The sequence below is a fragment of the Cellulomonas sp. NS3 genome (assembly GCF_024757985.1).
GTDB lineage: Bacteria > Actinomycetota > Actinomycetes > Actinomycetales > Cellulomonadaceae > Cellulomonas_A.
Genome location: NZ_CP103289.1, coordinates 49,829 through 67,077 on the forward strand (window position 1 = coordinate 49,829; position 17,249 = coordinate 67,077).

Here is a 17,249-nt window from a genome sequence, read left to right on the forward strand (position 1 = left end):
TGCCCCGCACGGCCGCGTGGCGTGGTGCCGTCAGGGGGACCCGAGGCGGTGACGCAGGATCCACGTGTCGGCGGCGCCCTCCGCGACGACCTCTCCCGTCGTCGCGCTCACGGACCGCCAGTGGTGCTCATGCGGCCCGACCTTCACGTAGCCGCGGCGCTCGTAGAAGGCGACGTGCCCGGTCTCGTCGCGGTCCACGTCGAGGCTCATCGCCCCGACGCCGCGCAGGCTCGCGACCGTCTCCGCGGCCGCGAGCAGCAGGGTGCCGAACCCGTGGCGCCGGACGTCCGCGCTCACGTGCAGGCCGTACAGCCAGGGGTGCGGTGGGTCGCAGTCGTGCTGCCAGCGCACGCTCACGGCGGCCACGACCCGGCGGTCGTGCTCGGCCACGAGCAGGGCCTCGTCGCCCGTCCCCGCAGCCCGGAGCCGGGCGTGCGCGCGGTCCGCCGAGCCGGACAGGGGAGCCAGCGCGATCAGGTCGTCGAGCCGTCCCCGGCGCAGCAGCAGGTCGGCGTCGAGGTTCACGCGTCCAGGATGCGTCGGTCCGAGGGAGCGAGGGAAGGCATCTCCGACGCGCTCGCGGCCGTGCGGTGCCGCCGGACCCGCGGCGCGAGCAGGTGCACGCCGAGGACGGCCGCGACCCCGCCGCCGAGGGTGTTGAGCAGCACGTCGTCGACCGCCGAGACCCGGCCGAGCCCGAGCACGTACTGCGCGGCCTCGATCACCGCGGACGTCGCCGCGACGACCGCCGTGATCCGCAGCACGGACCAGCGGCGCGACGAGACCGCCGGGAGCAGGAGCCCGAGCCAGAACAGCAGCGCCAGGTTCCCGGCGATCTGCGTGGGGGTCGTCGTGGTCATCCCCGCGGCCAGGGCGGTCCGCAGCGGGACGAGGTCGATCGCGCGGCCGTCGCGGGTGCCGGCCGGCGTCAGCGTGGCGAACGCGGTGCCGAGGCAGAGCACCGCGAAGGCGACCCGGGGGCCGACGCGGGCGAGGTACGACGACCAGGTGCCTCCGGCCCGCACCGCGCGGGCGCCCAGGAGCGCGAGGGCGACGCCGCACGCGCCGGCGACCAGGGCGAGGACCGCGATCAGGCCGCCGAACACGTGGAGGTACTGCTGCACGTCGGCCTCCCTCTCGTCGCGCCCGGCGGCGGGCCGCGCGGCGGCCGACCCACCCGGCCGCGACGACCCTAGGGCGCGCGCTCCCGCGTGCGGTGCAGCGTTGCCGAAGGGCCGGAGGGGATCCTGTGCGCACGCCGGCGCGTGCCCGGGCACAGCCCGCGAGAACTGCCGGACACGCCGAGCACACACGAGGCCGGCCGGACGTGTCGGAGGTCGGACGCACCGACGGCCGCCGGTCGGGGGACCGGCGGCCGTCGTCGTGCCGCAGTGCCTCAGCCGCAGGCCGCCCCGTTCACCGTGAACCCCGTCGGCGCCGCGTTGGTGCCGCTGTACGAGCCGTTGAACCCGAAGGTCGTCGACCCGCCCGCCGGCACGGACCCGTTCCACGCCGCGTTCCTCACGGTCACCGCGGGGCCGGTCTGGCTGTAGACCGCGCTCCACCCCTGCGTGACCTTCTGGTCGCCGGGGAACGTGAACGCGAGATTCCACGACGTCCACGGCGTCGACCCGGTGTTGGTCAGCGTGACCGAGCCGGTGAACCCGCTGCCCCACGAGTTCGCGGAGTACGTGACCTTGCAGCCGCCGGGCGGCGTGGTGACCGCGGGGAGGGTGTGGAACGCGACGCTCGGCGACGAGGGCGAGAGCTGGCCCGCGGTGTCCTTCGCCCGCACGGCGAACGTGTGGTCGGTGTCCGCCGTCAGCCCGGTGAGCGCGACCGACGGGGTGGTCGACGTCGCCACCACCGTCTGGGTTCCGCCCTGGACGCGCAGCACGTCGTACCCGGTGACGCCCGTGTCGTCGCTCGACGGCGTCCACGTGAGCGTCGCGCCCGTCTGCGTCACGGCCGAGGCCACGGGGGCGCCGGGTGTCGTCGGCGGCGTGTCGACCGGGATGACACCGCCCGTCGTCCGCACGGTGATCGGCTGCGAGTCCGCGTACAGCCGGGCGTTGTTGCGGGCCCGGACGACGAACGTGTGCGCGGTGTCGGCGGCCAGGCGCGTCACCGTGACGGAGGTCGCGGTCGTCGACGCCATGATCTCGAGCGAGTCCCCGGCGACGCGCACGACCTCGTAGCCGGAGACGCCGCTCTCGGGGTCGGTCGACGGGGTCCAGGTGAGCGTGACGGAGGTGTCCGTGATTGCGCTCGCCGTCGGCGTGCCCGGGACCGTCGGCGGCGTCGTGTCGACCGCGGGTGCGGTGCCCACGTGCTCGGCCGCCCAGCTCGCGAGCCAGGCCAGCGCCGAGTTCCAGTTGATCGCGACCTCGTTGACCGAGTACGCCTCGATGTGGTCGACGAAGCACTTCTGGGCCGCGCAGCCGGCGAGCTGGGCGGCGGCGATCGGGTCCTGCAGCTCGCTGTTGGGTCCGCCGGAGAACGACCCGGGCGGCGCGATCGGCAGCGACGCGTCCGCCTGCTTCGCCCAGAACCGGTGGTGCAGGTTCTGCACGGCCTTCTCGCCGTAGCCCGCGATGTAGGACACGTTGAGCGGGTTGCGGCCCTGGACGTAGTCGAGCGCGGCGTAGACGCCGGTGCGGTACTTGGCCTGGCCGGTGAAGTCGAACGCGAGCGCGAGGGCGTTCGCGTTGTTGGCGACCTGGCCGTTCGAGCCCCAGTGGTAGACCGACCCCGCGTTGTTCGGCGCCGGATACGCCTGGGCGTTCGCACGGGTCAGGGCGGCGTCGGCGAACGCGACGATCGCGGCGCGGGTGGCCGCGACGTCGGCGGCCGGGAGCCCGGTCGGGACGAGGGCGAGCGTCGTGTCGCCGAGCCCGCCGGTCCAGCCCCAGTCGTACCCGCGCTGCGCGAAGCTGCCGCCCCGGTACAGCGACGAGCCCGTGACGTCGGCGCGGTAGGTGTCCGAGCCCGTCGTCGCGTAGAGCTCGGCGGCGGCCCAGTAGAGCTCGTCGGTCACCGAGGCGTCGCTGTACGCGCCGCCGCCCGTGCCGTCGGTGCTCGACGCGAGCCGGTTCGGGTTGGCCTTGGCCGCCGCGTACGCGGTCTGCGCCGCCGTCAGGGCCTTCGCCGAGAACGCCGGGTCGAGCGTCTTCCACAGGCGCGAGGCCTGCGCCGCGACCGCGGCCAGGTTGAGCGTCGCCGCCGTGCTCACCGGCGAGAGGAGCCGGCGCTGGCTGTCCTGCGCGGGGATCGTCGGGATGCCCGTCCAGCTCTCGTCGTGGATCTTGTGGTGCACCATCCCGGCGTCGGTGCGGCCGGCCGGCACCTGCATGCGGAGCAGGAACTCGACCTCCCAGCGCGCCTCGTCGAGCACGTCGGGGGCGCCGTTCGCGCGCTCGGGGATCGCCAGCGTGCCGTCGGCCAGCGCCGACCGGTCCGCGCCCGCCACGTGGAGCGTCCGCTCGTACGCGTTCTGCAGCTGCCACGTCGCGATGCCGCCGTTGACGACGTACTTGCCCTGGTCACCGGCGTCGTACCAGCCGCCGCGCACGTCCAGGCTGTACCCGCACGACTGCCGGCACGGGACGCTCGTGTCGCCCTGGTTCGGCGCGACACCGAGGTGCCCGGCCGCGCGCGCGTACGTGCTCCCGACGTACTGCGACTCGATCGCGATGCCGCTGCGCTGGTGGTAGAAGAACGCGAGCGCGTCGTACCGCAGCTTCTTGACCGGGTCGGCGGAGATGTCGAACGGCAGGCTGCTCGACCCGCCCGCGGACAGCACGTAGCCCGAGCCCGCCGTGTCGAACGCCGAGAAGTCGATGTGGTGGGTCCGGTCGCCGGACAGCGCGTCGGCGCCCCGCACGGTCGACTGGCCCTCGGCGACGACCGCGCCGGCGACGTTCCGCAGCGTCCACGGGACCGGGGACGTCGACGAGCTGACCAGCGTCGCGACCTTGGCGACACCGGGCACGTACGCGACCTGGTTGACCTTGACCGGCGAGCCCGGGTCGGGCGCGGCGGCGGCGACCTGCGGCGCGACGACGCCGGAGACGGCCAGCGCGGCGGCGACCGCGAGGACGGCGACCCGGCCCCGGTGCAGCGCGCGGCGGTGGGGGAGCGGTGACATGGCAGTCCTCTGCTGGGCCGACGACGTGGTGGTGCGGTCACCACGCACGGCACCGGCCCGGCGTTGGGACGGTCGTCGCGGGAGCGCTCGTTCCACGCTAGGGCTGCGGTCCGGGGCCGACTCCGGTGCTGCGGATGCGGAATCGATTAGGGGAGGCGGTGGGCGGCGGTGGGAGCTCGCTCGCCAGGGCGGCGCCCTCGTACCGGTCGCGGATCAGGGGCTCGTCCTGCACCAGCGCGCCGCGTGCGGACCGCGCCCGCTTGACAGCAGGGACCTCGCCGGGCGACGGTTTACAACGTCGTAAATCCGTCGGGGGAAGGCTTCCGCAATGCAGCGAGCACGTGTGTCCATCGACCCGGCCTTTGTGGTCGCCCCGGTCAGCCGCCGGATCTTCGGGTCCTTCGTCGAGCACATGGGGCGGTGCGTCTACACCGGCATCTACGAGCCGGGGCACCCCACCGCCGACGAGGACGGCTTCCGCGGGGACGTGCTGGACCTCGTCCGCGAGCTCGGGGTCACCACCGTGCGGTACCCGGGCGGCAACTTCGTGTCGGGGTACAAGTGGGAGGACGGGGTCGGCCCGGCCGAGAAGCGCCCGACGCGGCTGGACCCGGCGTGGCGGACCATCGAGACGAACGCGTTCGGGCTCAACGAGTTCATGCGGTGGACCAAGGTCGCCGGCGTCGAGCCGATGATGGCGATGAACCTGGGCACCCGCGGCCTGCAGGAGGCCATCGAGCTCCTCGAGTACGCGAACTACCCGGCGGGCACCGCGCTGTCGGACCTGCGGATCGAGCACGGCGCGCAGGAGCCGCACGACATCCGCATGTGGTGCCTGGGCAACGAGATGGACGGGCCCTGGCAGCTCGGCCACATGACGGCCGAGGAGTACGGGCGGCTCGCCGCGCGGACCGCGCTCGCCATGCGGCAGTTCGACAAGGACCTGGAGCTGGTCGCCTGCGGGTCCTCGAGCCGGGCGATGCCGACGTTCGGCGCCTGGGAGGCGACCGTGCTGGAGCACACCTACGAGGTCGTCGACTACGTCTCCGCGCACGCCTACTACCAGCTGCTCGACGGGGACCACGCGAGCTTCCTGGCGTGCTCCGCGGACATGGACCGGTTCATCCACCAGGTCGTGGCCACGGCGGACCACATCGGGGCCAAGCTCTCCTCCGACAAGCGCATCAACATCTCGTTCGACGAGTGGAACGTCTGGTACCTGCGCGAGCTGCAGAGCGGCCAGGGCGGGCTCCCGGAGGAGTGGACCGAGGCCCCGCGGACCAGCGAGGAGGCCTACACGGTCCTCGACGCGGTCGTGGTCGGGTCGCTCCTGATCACGCTGCTGCGCCACGCCGACCGCGTGACGGCCGCCTCGCAGGCCCAGCTCGTCAACACGATCTCGTCGATCCGCACCGAGCCCGGTGGGCCGGCGTGGCGGCAGTCGATCTTCCACCCGTTCGCCCAGACCGCCCGGCACGCGCGCGGCACGGTGCTCGACCTGCGCCTGGACGCCCCGACGATGACCACGGCGACGTACGGCGAGGTCCCGGTGCTCGACTCGGTCGCGACCTACGACGCCGAGGAGGGCCGCGTCGCGCTCTTCGTCGTCAACCGGCACCCGTCCGAGCCGGTGTCCCTCAGCACGAGCCTGCGCGCCTTCGGTGACGCCGCGCTGGCCGAGGCCCTCGTCCTCGCCGACGACGACCTCACCGCCGCGAACACCGAGTCGGACCCCGACCGCGTCGTTCCCCGCGCGCATGGCGGCGTCAAGGTCGACGACGGCGTCCTGACCGCCGAGCTCGCACCCGCCAGCTGGAACATGTTCCTGCTGCAGCTCGGCTGACCGGTGGCCGCTCGGCTGCCCCTGGGCGACGTGCGCACGCACGCGAACGCCCTGCTCAGGGGCAGCGAGAGGGCCCGTCAGGAGAAGTGAGAACCGCACCACGCTTGACAGCGGACGGTCGCGGGTGAACTCTTTACAACGTAGTAAATCCCTGCGGAAGGCGTCGATGATGACCGAGCACGTGCTGTCCCGCCGCGCGTTCCTGCGCGCCGCGGTCGCCGCAGGAGGGATCACCGCGCTCGCCGGCTGCGGCTCGCCGCCGGGCGGCTCGGCCGTCCCGCTGGCCTACTGGAACTTCTTCGTGGGTGGCGACGGCGAGCGCATGGTCGGCCTCGTCGACACGTTCCGGGACGAGGCGCCGCGCACCGACGTCACGGCGACGACCCTCGCCTGGGGAGCCCCGTACTACACGAAGCTTGCGATGGCGTGCGCCGGCGGGCGGGCACCCGACCTCGCGACGCTGCACGCGTCCCGCCTCGCGACCTTCGGCAAGGAGCTCGTCGACGAGTGGGACCTCGCCGAGCTCGAGGCGCGCGGCGTGACGCCCGACCAGTTCCCCGCGCCGGTGCTCGAGCGCGTGACGATCGACGGGAAGCTCATGGCGCTCCCGCTCGACACGCACCCGCTCGTCCTCTTCTACAACACCGACGTCTGCGCGCAGGCCGGGCTGCTCGCGGCCGACGGGACGCTCGCGCCGATCCAGGGTGCCGAGGCGTTCCTCGACGCCGGGCGGCGGGCGGCGGCGGTGACCGGCGCCAACGGCATCGCGTTCGGCGCCGCGGACGCCCTGGCGACCTGGATGGTCTTCTGGTCGCTGTTCCGGCAGCTCGGCGGGCGGATCGAGCTGCCCGAGGGCGGGCCCGCCGAGGTCGACCGCGACGCGATGGTCGAGGCGATGGCCTTCATGCAGACCATGTGCGACGGCACGATCGCCTCCAAGACCCTCGACGGACCCGCCGCACCGGCGAGCTTCGCGAGCGGGCAGGCCGGCTTCCTGCTCATCGGGCCCTGGGAGATCGTCACCGCGCAGAACGCCGGGACGCCGTTCTCCATGACGCAGTTCCCGGCCGTGTTCGGCGACGTCCCGTACGTCCGTGCCGACAGCCACAGCCTCGTGCTGCCCCGGCAGCTCCGGGTCGACCCCGCGGCCCGCAGCGCCGCCTACGACATGGCGGTGTCCATGCTGACGAACTCGCTCGACTGGGCCCGCGGCGGTCACATCCCGGCCCTGTCCTCGGTCGCGGAGAGCCCCGAGTACCTCGCCCTCCAACCGCAGTCCGCCTACCGAGAGGCCGCCCAGGTGGTGGAGTTCGACCCCGACGCCTACTTCTCCGGCTCCGGCTCGACGCTGATGTCCCGCGCCGGCCAGACCCTGCAGGGCATCACCTCGGGAGCGCTGACGCCCGACGAGGGTGCCGACGACCTCATCGGCTGGCTCGACCAGCAGCTCACGCTCGGGAGCCCGGTGTGAGCGCCGTCGGGAGCGCGCAGAACACGGCGCGCGCGGGCGGACCGGCGCTCGTCGGGCAGGCGGTGCGCGACGACCGCCCCCGGCGCAGCCTGAGCGTGGGACGCGGGGGACCGTGGTTCGTCCTGCCGTTCGTGCTCGTCTACGCCGCGTTCCTGCTCTGGCCGCTCGTCTACGGGCTCGGCATGAGCTTCACCGACACGAGCCTCGTCAGCCCCGAGGCGGAGTTCGTCGGGCTCGACAACTACGCGCAGCTCGCGTCCGACCCGCTCGTGTGGCGCACGCTCGGCATCACGCTGCTGTTCACCGTGCTGAGCACCGTCCCGCTCGTCCTCGTCGCGCTCGTCATGGCGCTGCTGGTGCACACGGGCACCCGCGGTCAGTGGTTCTGGCGGTTCGCCTACTTCGCGCCGTTCCTGCTGCCGGTCTCGACGGTCGTGCTCATCTGGCAGTGGCTCTTCCAGGGCGACTTCGGGCTGCTCAACGCGGTGCTCGGCTGGGTCGGGCTCGGGCCGGTCGGGTGGACGACGAACCCCGACATGGCGCTGTGGTCGGTCGTGCTCGTGACCGTCTGGTGGACCGTGGGGTTCAACTTCCTGCTGTACCTCTCGGCGCTGCAGGCGATCCCGGCGACGGTCTACGAGGCCGCGTCGCTCGACGGCGCGGACGGCTGGCGGCGGCTGTTCTCGATCACGCTGCCGCTGCTCAAGGTCACGACCGGCCTGGTGATCGTGCTGCAGGTCCTGGCGTCGCTCAAGCTCTTCGACCAGGCGTACATCCTCTACGGCGGCAGCGGCGGTCCCGCGGGCAACGCCTCGCCGATCCTCCAGTACGTGTACGACACCGGGTTCGTGAACTACCGGCTCGGCTACGCGTCGGCCATCTCCTACGCGTTCTTCCTGCTCATCATCGTGGTCGCGGTCCTCCAGGCACGCCTGACCTCGCGGAAGGAGTCCTGATGGCCGCCGTGACGGACGCCCCGACGAACCCGGTCGGGCTGCGCCGCAGCCGCCGCCGGTCGCCCGACGCCGTGCCCGCGCTCCGCTCGCCCCTGTGGGTCCGGGCGGCGCTCGCCACCGCGCTGACGGTCGTCGCGCTGCTCTGGCTGGCCCCGCTCGCGTGGGCGCTCGTGACCTCGCTCAAGGAGGAGGGCGACACGACGGCGGTGCCGCTCGAGCTCGTGCCCGAGAACGGCTTCACGCTGCAGGCCTACCGCTCGATGCTGAGCAACGACAACCTCATCACCTGGTTCGTCAACAGCACCGTGGTCGCCGTCGTCGTCACCGTGCTCACCGTCGCGCTGTGCGCGTCGGCCGCCTACGGCTTCTCCCGGACGCGCTTCCGGGGCCGGAACGTGCTGTTCGCGCTCACGATCGCGGGCGTCATGGTGCCGCCGCAGATCCTCATCGTCCCGCTGTACCGCCAGATGCTGGCGTGGGGGATGGCCGACACGTACGCGGGCATCATCCTCCCGCAGCTCGTGGCCCCGGCGATGGTCTTCATCCTGAAGAAGTTCTTCGACGGCGTGCCGAACGAGCTCGAGGAGGCCGCGCGGGTCGACGGCGCCGGCTCGCTGCGGATCTTCCTGCAGATCGTCCTGCCGCTGTCCCGGTCGATCCTCGCGGCGGTCGCGATCTTCGTGTTCATCGGCGCGTGGAACAACTTCCTGTGGCCGTTCATCATCACGACCGACCCGTCGCTGCTGACGCTCCCGGTGGGCCTCGTGCAGGTGCAGAGCAGCTTCGGGGTCCGCTACGCGCAGGTCATGGCGTCGGCGATCCTCGCCGGCCTGCCGCTCGTCGTCGTCTTCATGCTCTTCCAGCGCCAGATCATCCGCGGCGTGGCGACCACCGGCCTCGGTGGCCAGTGACCGCGTCCGCCCGTCCCGTCCCTCCCGAGGTCAGAACCCCCATGAGCTTCCTGAACCCCGTCGTGCTCCAGCGCGCCGACCCGTGCGTGCTGCTGCACGACGGCACCTACTACTTCACCGCGTCGCACCCCCAGTACGACCGCGTCGTCCTGCGGCGCGCCGAGCACCTCGACGACCTGCAGGACGCCGAGGAGGTGACGATCTGGGAGCGGCACGCCGACGGGCCGATGTCGCACCTCATCTGGGCCCCGGAGCTCCACCGCGTCGACGGCCGGTGGTACGTCTACCTCGCCGCCGCGCCGCACGACCACGGCACGGCCGACGTCCCGGGCGCGGCGGAGACGTTCGACCACCGGATCTTCGTGCTCGAGAACGAGGCCGAGGACCCGTTCACGGGCGAGTGGGTCGAGCGCGGGCAGGTCGACACGGGCTGGGAGTCCTTCGCGCTCGACGCGACGAGCGTCGTGCTCGACGGCACCCAGTACCTCGTGTGGGCGCAGCAGGACGTCGCGATCCCCGGGCACTCGAACCTGTACGTCGCGCGCATGGCGGACCCGTGGACGCTCGCGACCCCGGCCGTCCTGCTCAGCCGCCCCGAGTTCGACTGGGAGGTGCGCGGCTTCTCCGTCAACGAGGGCCCGTCCGTGCTGGTGCACGGGGGCCGGGTCTACCTGACCTACTCGGGCGCCGCGACGGGCATCGACTACGCCATGGGGCTGCTCACCGCCCCGGCGGACGCCGACCTGCTCGACCCCGCGTCGTGGACCAAGAGCCCCGACCCGGTCTTCGTGAGCTCGCCCGAGAACGGCCAGTACGGCCCGGGCCACAACTCGTTCACGCAGACGCCCGACGGCGACGTCGTGCTCGTCTACCACGCCCGGACCTACACCGAGATCACGGTCGACCCCCTGTTCGACCCGAACCGGCACGCCCGCGCGCAGGTCCTGCCGTTCGACGCGGACGGCAACCCGGTCTGGGGCGTCCCCGTCCCGGACACGCGGCCCACGCCGACGTCGATCGAGGTGCTCGGCCCGCGGGGGCTGCCGCTGCCGGCGTGACGCCGGGCCACGGTCTGGCGCCGTCGCACCCCGCGCGCCACGATGGACTGCCGCCGACCGCACCCGAGAGGCCGGCGGGGAGGACCGCCCCGAGGAGTCGCGATGGCGCGGACGGCCGACGTCGGCCGGGAGGCCACCACGGCGGACGCCGTGCGCGTGCGCCGCGCCGGACCGGCCGACCTGCCCGCGACCCGCTCCGTCCTCGCCCGGGCGCTCGCGCCGGACCCGCTCATGGACTGGATCTTCGCCGGCCACCCGCACCGGGAGGCCGCCGTCGCGGCGTTCCTGTGGGCGCCGATCGAGGCGTACGTCGTCGCGGGCACGGTCTGGCTCGCGACGGACGGCACACGGGCGGTCGGGGCGGCGGCGTGGTCCGTGCCCGCCGCCGCCGGGGCGACCGCGGCCGACGGCGGACCCGTCCTCCCCGGGGACGCGATGGGCGCCCTCCTGCTCCCGCCCGAGCACCTCGCGGTCGTGCGGGAGGGGTTCGCCGCGATGCACGGGCAGCTGCCCGACGAGCCGCACGCGCTGCTGCACCTCCTGGGCGTCGACGCGGACCGGCGCGGCGAGGGCATCGGCGTGGCGCTCGTCGCGTCCGCGCTCGCGGAGCTCCCCGGCGACCTCCCCGCGCACGTCAACACCACGGTCGACGCGAACGTCCGCTTCTACGAGGCGCGCGGGTTCGTGCACGCGGGTGCGGTGCGGCTGGGGGAGCGCGGCCCGACGATGCACGCGCTGCGCCGGCCCGCGGCCGGTCCCGCTGTCGGACCTCGGGTCTAGCGTCCGGGCATGGACGACATCGAGAACCGGCGCGGCACCGCGCTCGAGAACATCGACCTGACCGGCGCGCGCTTCCTGCGCGTCGACCTCACCGGCTCGACGTTCCGCGCCGTCGGGCTGCACGGCGTGGTCATGCGGGACGTCGAGGTCTCGGGGACCTCGATCGACGGCGAGATCGAGAGCCTCGTCGTCAACGGGGTCGACGTGGTCCCGCTGGTCGAGGCCGAGCTGGACCGGCGCCACCCCGAGCGCGCGCTCTTGCGGGCCACCACGGCGGACGGCTTCCGCGCGGCGTGGGACGTGAACGAGCGGCTGTGGGCCGAGACCGTCGCGCGGGCGCGCCTCCTGCCCGAGCAGCGGCTGCACGAGTCCGTCGGCGAGGAGTGGTCCTTCGTCCAGACGCTCCGCCACCTCGCGTTCGCGTCCCAGGCCTGGGTCGGGCGCGGGGTGCTCGGCGACCCGAGCCCGTGGCACCCGCTGTCGCTGCCGTGGGACGGGATGGAGCCACGGGAGGGGGTGCCGCACGACCGGGACGCCCGCCCGGCGCTCGACGACGCGCTCGCGGTCCGCCTCGCAGCGATGGCTCTCGTGCGGCGGGCGCTGGACAGGCTGACGGACGAGCAGCTCGACGTCCCGGGCCCGCCGCTCGTGGGCCCGGGATGGCCCGACGAGGGGAAGATGCTGACGCCGCGGAAGTGCCTGCGGGTCGTGCTGAACGAGGAGTGGTGGCACCGCCGGTACGCGGAGCGCGACCTCGCGGTGCTCGAGAGCCGCAGCTGACGGACCGTCGTCGGCGGACGGCGGCACCAGCGGCCCCTCGGAGCACGCGAGGTAGGGGGCTGGCCCCCCGTCCGTCCGGTGGCCTGCCGGGTGTCTGCGCAGGTCAGCGGTCCCTACCGTCGTCGACCATGAGCCACCTCCCGACCGCGGACGCGCCGGTCGCACCACGATCCCTGCCCACCTCCGTCCCGGCGCCCGCGTCCGTCGCCCGGTCCGTCGCCCCCGACCTCGCGCGCGGGATGCTCTTGCTGTTCATCGCCTCCGCGAACGTGTGGGGTTATCTGTGGTCCGACGCCGGCTGGCTCGACGCGGGGGGCCGCCCCGCCGGCGGCTCGTCGCTCGACCACCTCGTCGACGGGGTCGTCGCGTTCGTCGTGGACAGCCGGTCGAAGCCGATGTTCGCGATCCTCTACGGGTTCGGGCTCGCGACGATGGCGGCCCGGCTCGCCGCCCGCGGGGCCGACCGGAGGGCGACGCGTCGGGTGCTCGCGCGCCGCAGCGGTGCCCTGATCGCGCTCGGCCTGGCGCACGCGGCGCTCCTCTTCGCCGGCGACATCCTCGCCCCGTACGGCGCGACGGGGCTCGTGGCGCTCGCGTTCCTGCACCGGTCCCGGGCGACGCTCGTGCGGTGGTTCGTCGTCGCGTACGTCCTCTCGATGGCCGCCGGTGCGGTCGCGGTCCTCGGTGCTCTCGACGCGGGCTCGGGCGACGACCCGGGTGCCGCGGTCGCCGAGGACCCGGCGACCCTCGGCTACCTCGCGACCGTCGGCGAGCGTCTCCTCACCGTCGCGACCGCGACGTCGCTGTTCACGGTGTCGCTCATGTTCGTCCCGCACGTCGTCGTCGGCATCCTGCTGGCCCGCGCGGGCTGGCTCACGCGCCCGGCGGAGCACCGTCGCCGGCTCGGGCAGGTCGCGGTGGCCGCCGCGGTGGTCAACCTCGTCGGCGGGCTGCCGTACGCGCTCGCGGTCGCGCAGGTGTGGCGGCCCGGGGAGACGACGCTCGGCGTCGCGGAGCTCGTGCACCACGTGGCGGGGGACGTGATGGGGCTCGGGTACGTGTGCCTGTTCGGCTGGCTCGCGGCGGTGTGGGGCGAGCGGGCGCGCGGCGGTGCGCTGGCGGCGGTGGCCGCGACCGGGGAGCGCTCGCTCACGGCGTACCTGCTGCAGTCGGTGATGTTCGCGCCGCTGCTCAGCGCGTGGGGGCTCGGGCTGGGCGGGCGGATCGGGACCGCGCAGGCAGCGGTCCTCGCGGTCGGGGTGTGGCTCGTCACCGTGGCCGTCGCGGCCGGCATGCACCGGGCCGGACGGCGTGGGCCGTTCGAGGTGCTGGTGCGGCGGCTCGCGTACGGGCGGGAGGCGGTCGTGGCCGCGGTGCCGCTCGCGGGCCGAGACGCCAGCGGGGCAGCAGCGCTCGTGCCGACCGGCGGAGGCTCGACCACGGCGCGGTGAGGCGGCCCGGCCCTCGCGGCGGATCCTCGCGGGGATCCGCCGCGAGCGCGGCGTCCGCGCAGGTCACCGCGCGTTCACCCGCTCGTCGCCCACCGCTCCCCTCGCGGTCGCACCCTCCACCTACGGTCCCTCCGTCCCGCCGGACCCGCCGGCACCCGTGGAGGAAGGACTCCCGTGAGCGACCCGCGCCCCCACGCGCCCCGCACCCGGTCCCGGCGGGCGACGGCGACCGTCGCCGCGGCGACGCTGCTGACCGCCGGGCTCGTGCCCGTCCTGCTGGCGCCCGCGTCGGCGAACCTCGTCGTCGAGCCCGTGCGCCATGCCGCTCCCGGCGCGGCGGTCACGCTGTCGCCGCTCGGCACGTACGAGACCGGCGTCTTCGACGCGTCGGCCGCCGAGATCGTCGTGTTCCACGCCGCCACGGAGCGCCTGTTCGTCGTCAACGCCGTGTCGGGCGAGGTCGACGTGCTCGACGCGTCGGACGTCACGAAGCCCACGAAGGCCGGCACGATCGCGGTCGCCGGCATCCAGGACGCGCTCGGCGGCACGATCCCCGCCGGTGCGTCGGTGAACTCCGTCGACGTGCGCGCGGACGGCCTGGTCGTGGTCGCCGTGCAGCACGCGACGAAGACCGAGCGCGGCTGGGTCGCGTTCCTCGACGCCACGACCCTCGGGGTGCTCGGCGCGGTGCGCGTGGGCGCGCAGCCCGACAAGGTGGCCGTCTCGCCCGACGGGGCGTGGGCCGTGACGGCCGACGAGGCCGAGCCCGCCGACGACTACAGCGTCGACCCCGCGGGGTCCGTGAGCGTCGTGGCGCTGCCGTCCGGGGTCTCCGCGCCCGCGCAGGAGGCGGTCCGCACGGCCGGCTTCACGGCCTTCGACACGCCCGGCGCGCTGCCCGAAGGCGTGCGCGTCTTCGGCCCGACCGGCCCCGGCGCCCCCGCGCTGCTGCCGTCGCTCAACCTCGAGCCGGAGTACGTCACGGTCGTCGGCTCGACCGCGTACGTGACGCTCCAGGAGGCGAACGCGCTCGCGACCGTCGACCTCGACGCCGCCGCCGTCACCAAGATCACCGCGCTCGGCAGCCAGGACCACGCCGTCGTGCCCCTCGACCCGTCGGACCGCGACAGCGGCTTCCGCCTGCGCACCTACGACGGGCTGCGCGGCCTCCACCAGCCCGACGCGATCGCGTCGTACCAGGCCGGTGGCGCGACCTACCTCGTCACGGCGAACGAGGGCGACGCCCGCGAGTGGGGCGACTACGCCGAGCCGGCCCGCGTGAAGGCGCTCGGCAAGGACGGGCTGGCGCCGGTCTGCGCGCCGCTCGCCGCGCTCACGGGGGACGCCGCCCTGGGCCGCCTCAACGTCAGCACCGCCTCGGGCCTCAGCGCCGACGGCAGCTGCTACGAGGAGCTCCACGCGTTCGGCTCCCGCTCGTTCTCCATCTGGACGACCGCCGGCGAGCGGGTCTGGGACTCCGGCTCGTCGTTCGAGGAGATCACCTACGCCGCAGCCCCGCAGTTCGTGAGCTCCAACCACAGCGAGTCGAACCTCGAGGGCCGCAGCGACGACAAGGGCCCCGAGCCCGAGGCCGTCGCGCTGGGCGAGGTCGACGGGCGCACCTACGCGTTCGTCGGGTTCGAGCGGGTCGGCGGGGTCGCGGTGTACGACGTGACGGACCCGCGCGCCGCGTCGTTCGTCAGCTACCTCAACAACCGCGACTTCTCCGTGTCCGTCGAGGACGGCGGCGACCTGGCCGCCGCCGGCGACCTGGGGCCGGAGTCGATCGCGTTCGTCCCGGCGGCGGACTCCCCGACCGGGGAGCCGGTGCTCGCCGTCGGCAACGAGGTCTCGGGCACCACGACGCTCCTCGCCGTCGAGACCGCGGCCGCGGACGACGACCTCGTCGAGCTGCAGCTGCTCGGCACGAACGACTTCCACGGCCGCCTCGAGCCGGACCTGCGCGGCGGGGTGGCCGGGGCGGCGGTCCTCTCGGGCGCCGTCCGGCAGCTCCGGGCGGAGAACCCCGACACGGTGTTCGTGTCCGCGGGCGACAACATCGGCGCGTCGACGTTCCCGTCGATGATCGCGAAGGACGTCCCGACGATCGACGTGCTGAACGCCGCCGGGCTCGAGGTCTCCGCCGTCGGCAACCACGAGCTGGACCAGGGGATCGACGACCTCACCGACCGCGTGCAGCCGCTCGCCGACTTCCCCTACCTGGCAGCGAACGTCTACACCGAGGGCACGACCGACCCGGTGCTGCCCGAGTACGAGGTCGTCGAGCGCTCGGGCGTGCGGGTCGCGTTCGTCGGCGTCGTGACGGCGGAGACCCCGACGCTCGTGTCGCCGGCCGGTGTCGCGGGCCTGGACTTCGGCGACCCGGTCGCCGCGCTGAACCGCGTCGCCGCGCAGCTCGAGGCGCAGGACGCCGCCGACGTGACCGTCGCGCTCGTGCACGACGGCGCCGAGACCGGCGACTGCGCCGCTGCGGCGGCCGAGACCAGCGCGTTCGGGCGCGTCGTGCGCGGCACGTCCGCCGACGTCGACGCGATCTTCTCGGCGCACACCCACCGCACCTACGCGTGCGCGTTCCCGGTCGCGGGCAGCGACGTCCCCCGCCCCGTCGTGCAGGGCGGGCAGTACGGGCAGAACCTCGCGCGCGTCGAGCTCACGTACGACACGGCGTCCGACCGCGTGGTCGCCGCGCGCCAGGACCTGCTGCCGATGGTCGTCGGCGGCGCCCCCGCCTACCCGGCGGACCCGGCGGTGCAGACGATCGTCGACCGGGCGGTCGCGGACGCGAAGGAGTCCGGCTCGGTCGTCGTCGGGAGGCTCACCGCGGACGTCCTGCGGGCGCGCAACGCTGCGGGAGAGGTCGACCGGTCGCTGGAGTCGCCGCTCGGCAACCTGGTCGCGGACATGCACCTGTGGGCGACGAGCGCCGACAACCCCGCGTTCGGCGGCACGCCCGCGGACCTCGCGGTGATGAACCCGGGCGGCCTGCGCGCGGACCTCGTCGGCACGGCGAACGGCGACGTGACGTACCGGGCGGTCGCCGACGTGCAGCCGTTCGCGAACACGCTCGTCGTCGTCGAGCTGACGGGCGCGCAGCTCGACGAGCTCCTCGAGCAGCAGTGGGGCACGGCCAGCGCCCCGCGCACGAAGGTGCACCTGGGCCTCTCGGAGAACGTCACGTACACGTACGACGCGTCCGCCCCCGTCGGGCAGCGGGTCGCCGGCGTGCAGGTCGACGGCCGGCCCCTCGACCCGGTCGCCACCTACCGCGTCACGGCGAACTCGTTCCTCGCGTCCGGCGGCGACGGCTTCGCGGCGCTCGCGGCCGGTGCGGCGCGCGTCGACTCGGGCCAGGTGGACCTCGCGGCGTCGGTCGCGTACGTCCGGGCGAACAGCCCGGTCTCGCCGGCGGCGGTCGGCCGGGCCGTCCCGGTGGACGGCGCGGCGGGCCCCGGCGGCGCGGGTGGCGGCGCTGGTGGTGGGGCGACGGCCGGGACCCCCGTCGTCCGGGCGGCGGCCGGCTCCGGCGGGCTCCCCGGCCGGCTGTCGGAGACCGGCGCCGACGTCGCGCTCGCGCTGCTCGTCGGGCTCGGCCTGCTCGGCACGGGCGCCGGCGTGCTGACGGTGCGTCGCCGCCTGCGGCCCGGCGCACCGACGGTGGACTGACCGAGCGCTCGTCCCGCTCCCGCGGTCCACGTGACGGCCCGGCACCTCGGAGGAGGTGCCGGGCCGCGCCGCGCGGCGCCTCGTGGGCGTCGACGGCCGCGTGTCGCCGGAGCGCCCCTCCAGGCCGCGTCCGCTCTCCTGACGTGCCGACTCGCCCCGACAGGGCCA

At 74.4% G+C, this 17,249-nt stretch carries 12 protein-coding genes; 9 read left to right on the forward strand and 3 right to left on the reverse strand.

Annotation, left to right across the window (positions count from 1 at the left end):
- Positions 1-30: 30 nt before the first annotated feature.
- From NXY84_RS00235 to NXY84_RS00245, 3 genes are all read right to left on the reverse strand, one after another.
- Positions 31-525, reverse strand: coding sequence for a GNAT family N-acetyltransferase (locus NXY84_RS00235; RefSeq protein ID WP_258725146.1), 495 nt, complete (start codon positions 523-525; stop codon positions 31-33).
- Positions 522-1,124, reverse strand: coding sequence for a VanZ family protein (locus tag NXY84_RS00240; protein ID WP_258725147.1), 603 nt, complete (start codon positions 1,122-1,124; stop codon positions 522-524). The genes NXY84_RS00235 and NXY84_RS00240 overlap by 4 nt, the downstream gene beginning before the upstream one ends.
- Positions 1,125-1,396: 272 nt before the next feature.
- Positions 1,397-4,147: a glycoside hydrolase family 9 protein gene (locus NXY84_RS00245; RefSeq protein ID WP_258725148.1), complete on the reverse strand. Its 2,751-nt coding sequence runs from the start codon at positions 4,145-4,147 to the stop codon at positions 1,397-1,399.
- A 328-nt stretch (positions 4,148-4,475) separates the two neighbouring features.
- Between NXY84_RS00245 and NXY84_RS00250 the strand changes: the two genes are divergently transcribed.
- From NXY84_RS00250 to NXY84_RS00290, 9 genes are all read left to right on the forward strand, one after another.
- Entirely contained in the window at positions 4,476-5,990 is a 1,515-nt protein-coding gene (locus NXY84_RS00250; RefSeq protein ID WP_258725149.1) for an alpha-N-arabinofuranosidase, read from the forward strand.
- A gap of 169 nt (positions 5,991-6,159) precedes the next feature.
- Positions 6,160-7,461: an extracellular solute-binding protein gene (locus tag NXY84_RS00255; RefSeq protein ID WP_258725150.1), complete on the forward strand. Its 1,302-nt coding sequence runs from the start codon at positions 6,160-6,162 to the stop codon at positions 7,459-7,461.
- Complete coding sequence (locus tag NXY84_RS00260; protein WP_258725151.1) at positions 7,458-8,417, forward strand: carbohydrate ABC transporter permease; 960 nt, start codon at positions 7,458-7,460, stop codon at positions 8,415-8,417. Before NXY84_RS00255 ends, NXY84_RS00260 begins: the two co-directional genes overlap by 4 nt.
- Complete coding sequence (locus NXY84_RS00265; RefSeq protein ID WP_258725152.1) at positions 8,417-9,328, forward strand: carbohydrate ABC transporter permease; 912 nt, start codon at positions 8,417-8,419, stop codon at positions 9,326-9,328. Before NXY84_RS00260 ends, NXY84_RS00265 begins: the two co-directional genes overlap by 1 nt.
- A gap of 41 nt (positions 9,329-9,369) precedes the next feature.
- Complete coding sequence (locus tag NXY84_RS00270; RefSeq protein WP_258725153.1) at positions 9,370-10,386, forward strand: glycoside hydrolase family 43 protein; 1,017 nt, start codon at positions 9,370-9,372, stop codon at positions 10,384-10,386.
- Positions 10,387-10,488: 102 nt separating this feature from the next.
- On the forward strand, positions 10,489-11,166 hold the full coding sequence (locus NXY84_RS00275) for a GNAT family N-acetyltransferase (protein ID WP_258725154.1): 678 nt from the start codon (positions 10,489-10,491) through the stop codon (positions 11,164-11,166).
- A 9-nt stretch (positions 11,167-11,175) separates the two neighbouring features.
- Positions 11,176-11,946, forward strand: a complete 771-nt coding sequence (locus tag NXY84_RS00280) for a DinB family protein (protein ID WP_258725155.1) — start codon at positions 11,176-11,178, stop codon at positions 11,944-11,946.
- Between the two features lie 128 nt (positions 11,947-12,074).
- Positions 12,075-13,397 carry a DUF418 domain-containing protein gene (locus NXY84_RS00285; RefSeq protein WP_258725156.1) on the forward strand — a complete coding sequence of 441 codons (1,323 nt, stop codon included), beginning with the start codon at positions 12,075-12,077 and terminating at the stop codon, positions 13,395-13,397.
- A gap of 174 nt (positions 13,398-13,571) precedes the next feature.
- The gene (locus tag NXY84_RS00290) at positions 13,572-17,081 is read left to right on the forward strand and encodes a choice-of-anchor I family protein (protein WP_258725157.1); all 3,510 of its coding nucleotides are present in this window, start codon (positions 13,572-13,574) and stop codon (positions 17,079-17,081) included.
- Positions 17,082-17,249 lie beyond the last annotated feature (168 nt).

What these genes read in the sequence shown, in the direction of transcription:
- NXY84_RS00245 (WP_258725148.1), bottom strand. Translation starts at nt 4,147, where the DNA reads ATGTCACCGCTCCCCCACCGCCGCGCGCTGCACCGGGGCCGGGTCGCC.
- NXY84_RS00250 (WP_258725149.1), top strand. Translation starts at nt 4,476, where the DNA reads ATGCAGCGAGCACGTGTGTCCATCGACCCGGCCTTTGTGGTCGCCCCG.
- NXY84_RS00255 (WP_258725150.1), top strand. Translation starts at nt 6,160, where the DNA reads ATGACCGAGCACGTGCTGTCCCGCCGCGCGTTCCTGCGCGCCGCGGTC.
- NXY84_RS00265 (WP_258725152.1), top strand. Translation starts at nt 8,417, where the DNA reads ATGGCCGCCGTGACGGACGCCCCGACGAACCCGGTCGGGCTGCGCCGC.
- NXY84_RS00270 (WP_258725153.1), top strand. Translation starts at nt 9,370, where the DNA reads ATGAGCTTCCTGAACCCCGTCGTGCTCCAGCGCGCCGACCCGTGCGTG.
- NXY84_RS00275 (WP_258725154.1), top strand. Translation starts at nt 10,489, where the DNA reads ATGGCGCGGACGGCCGACGTCGGCCGGGAGGCCACCACGGCGGACGCC.
- NXY84_RS00280 (WP_258725155.1), top strand. Translation starts at nt 11,176, where the DNA reads ATGGACGACATCGAGAACCGGCGCGGCACCGCGCTCGAGAACATCGAC.
- NXY84_RS00285 (WP_258725156.1), top strand. Translation starts at nt 12,075, where the DNA reads ATGAGCCACCTCCCGACCGCGGACGCGCCGGTCGCACCACGATCCCTG.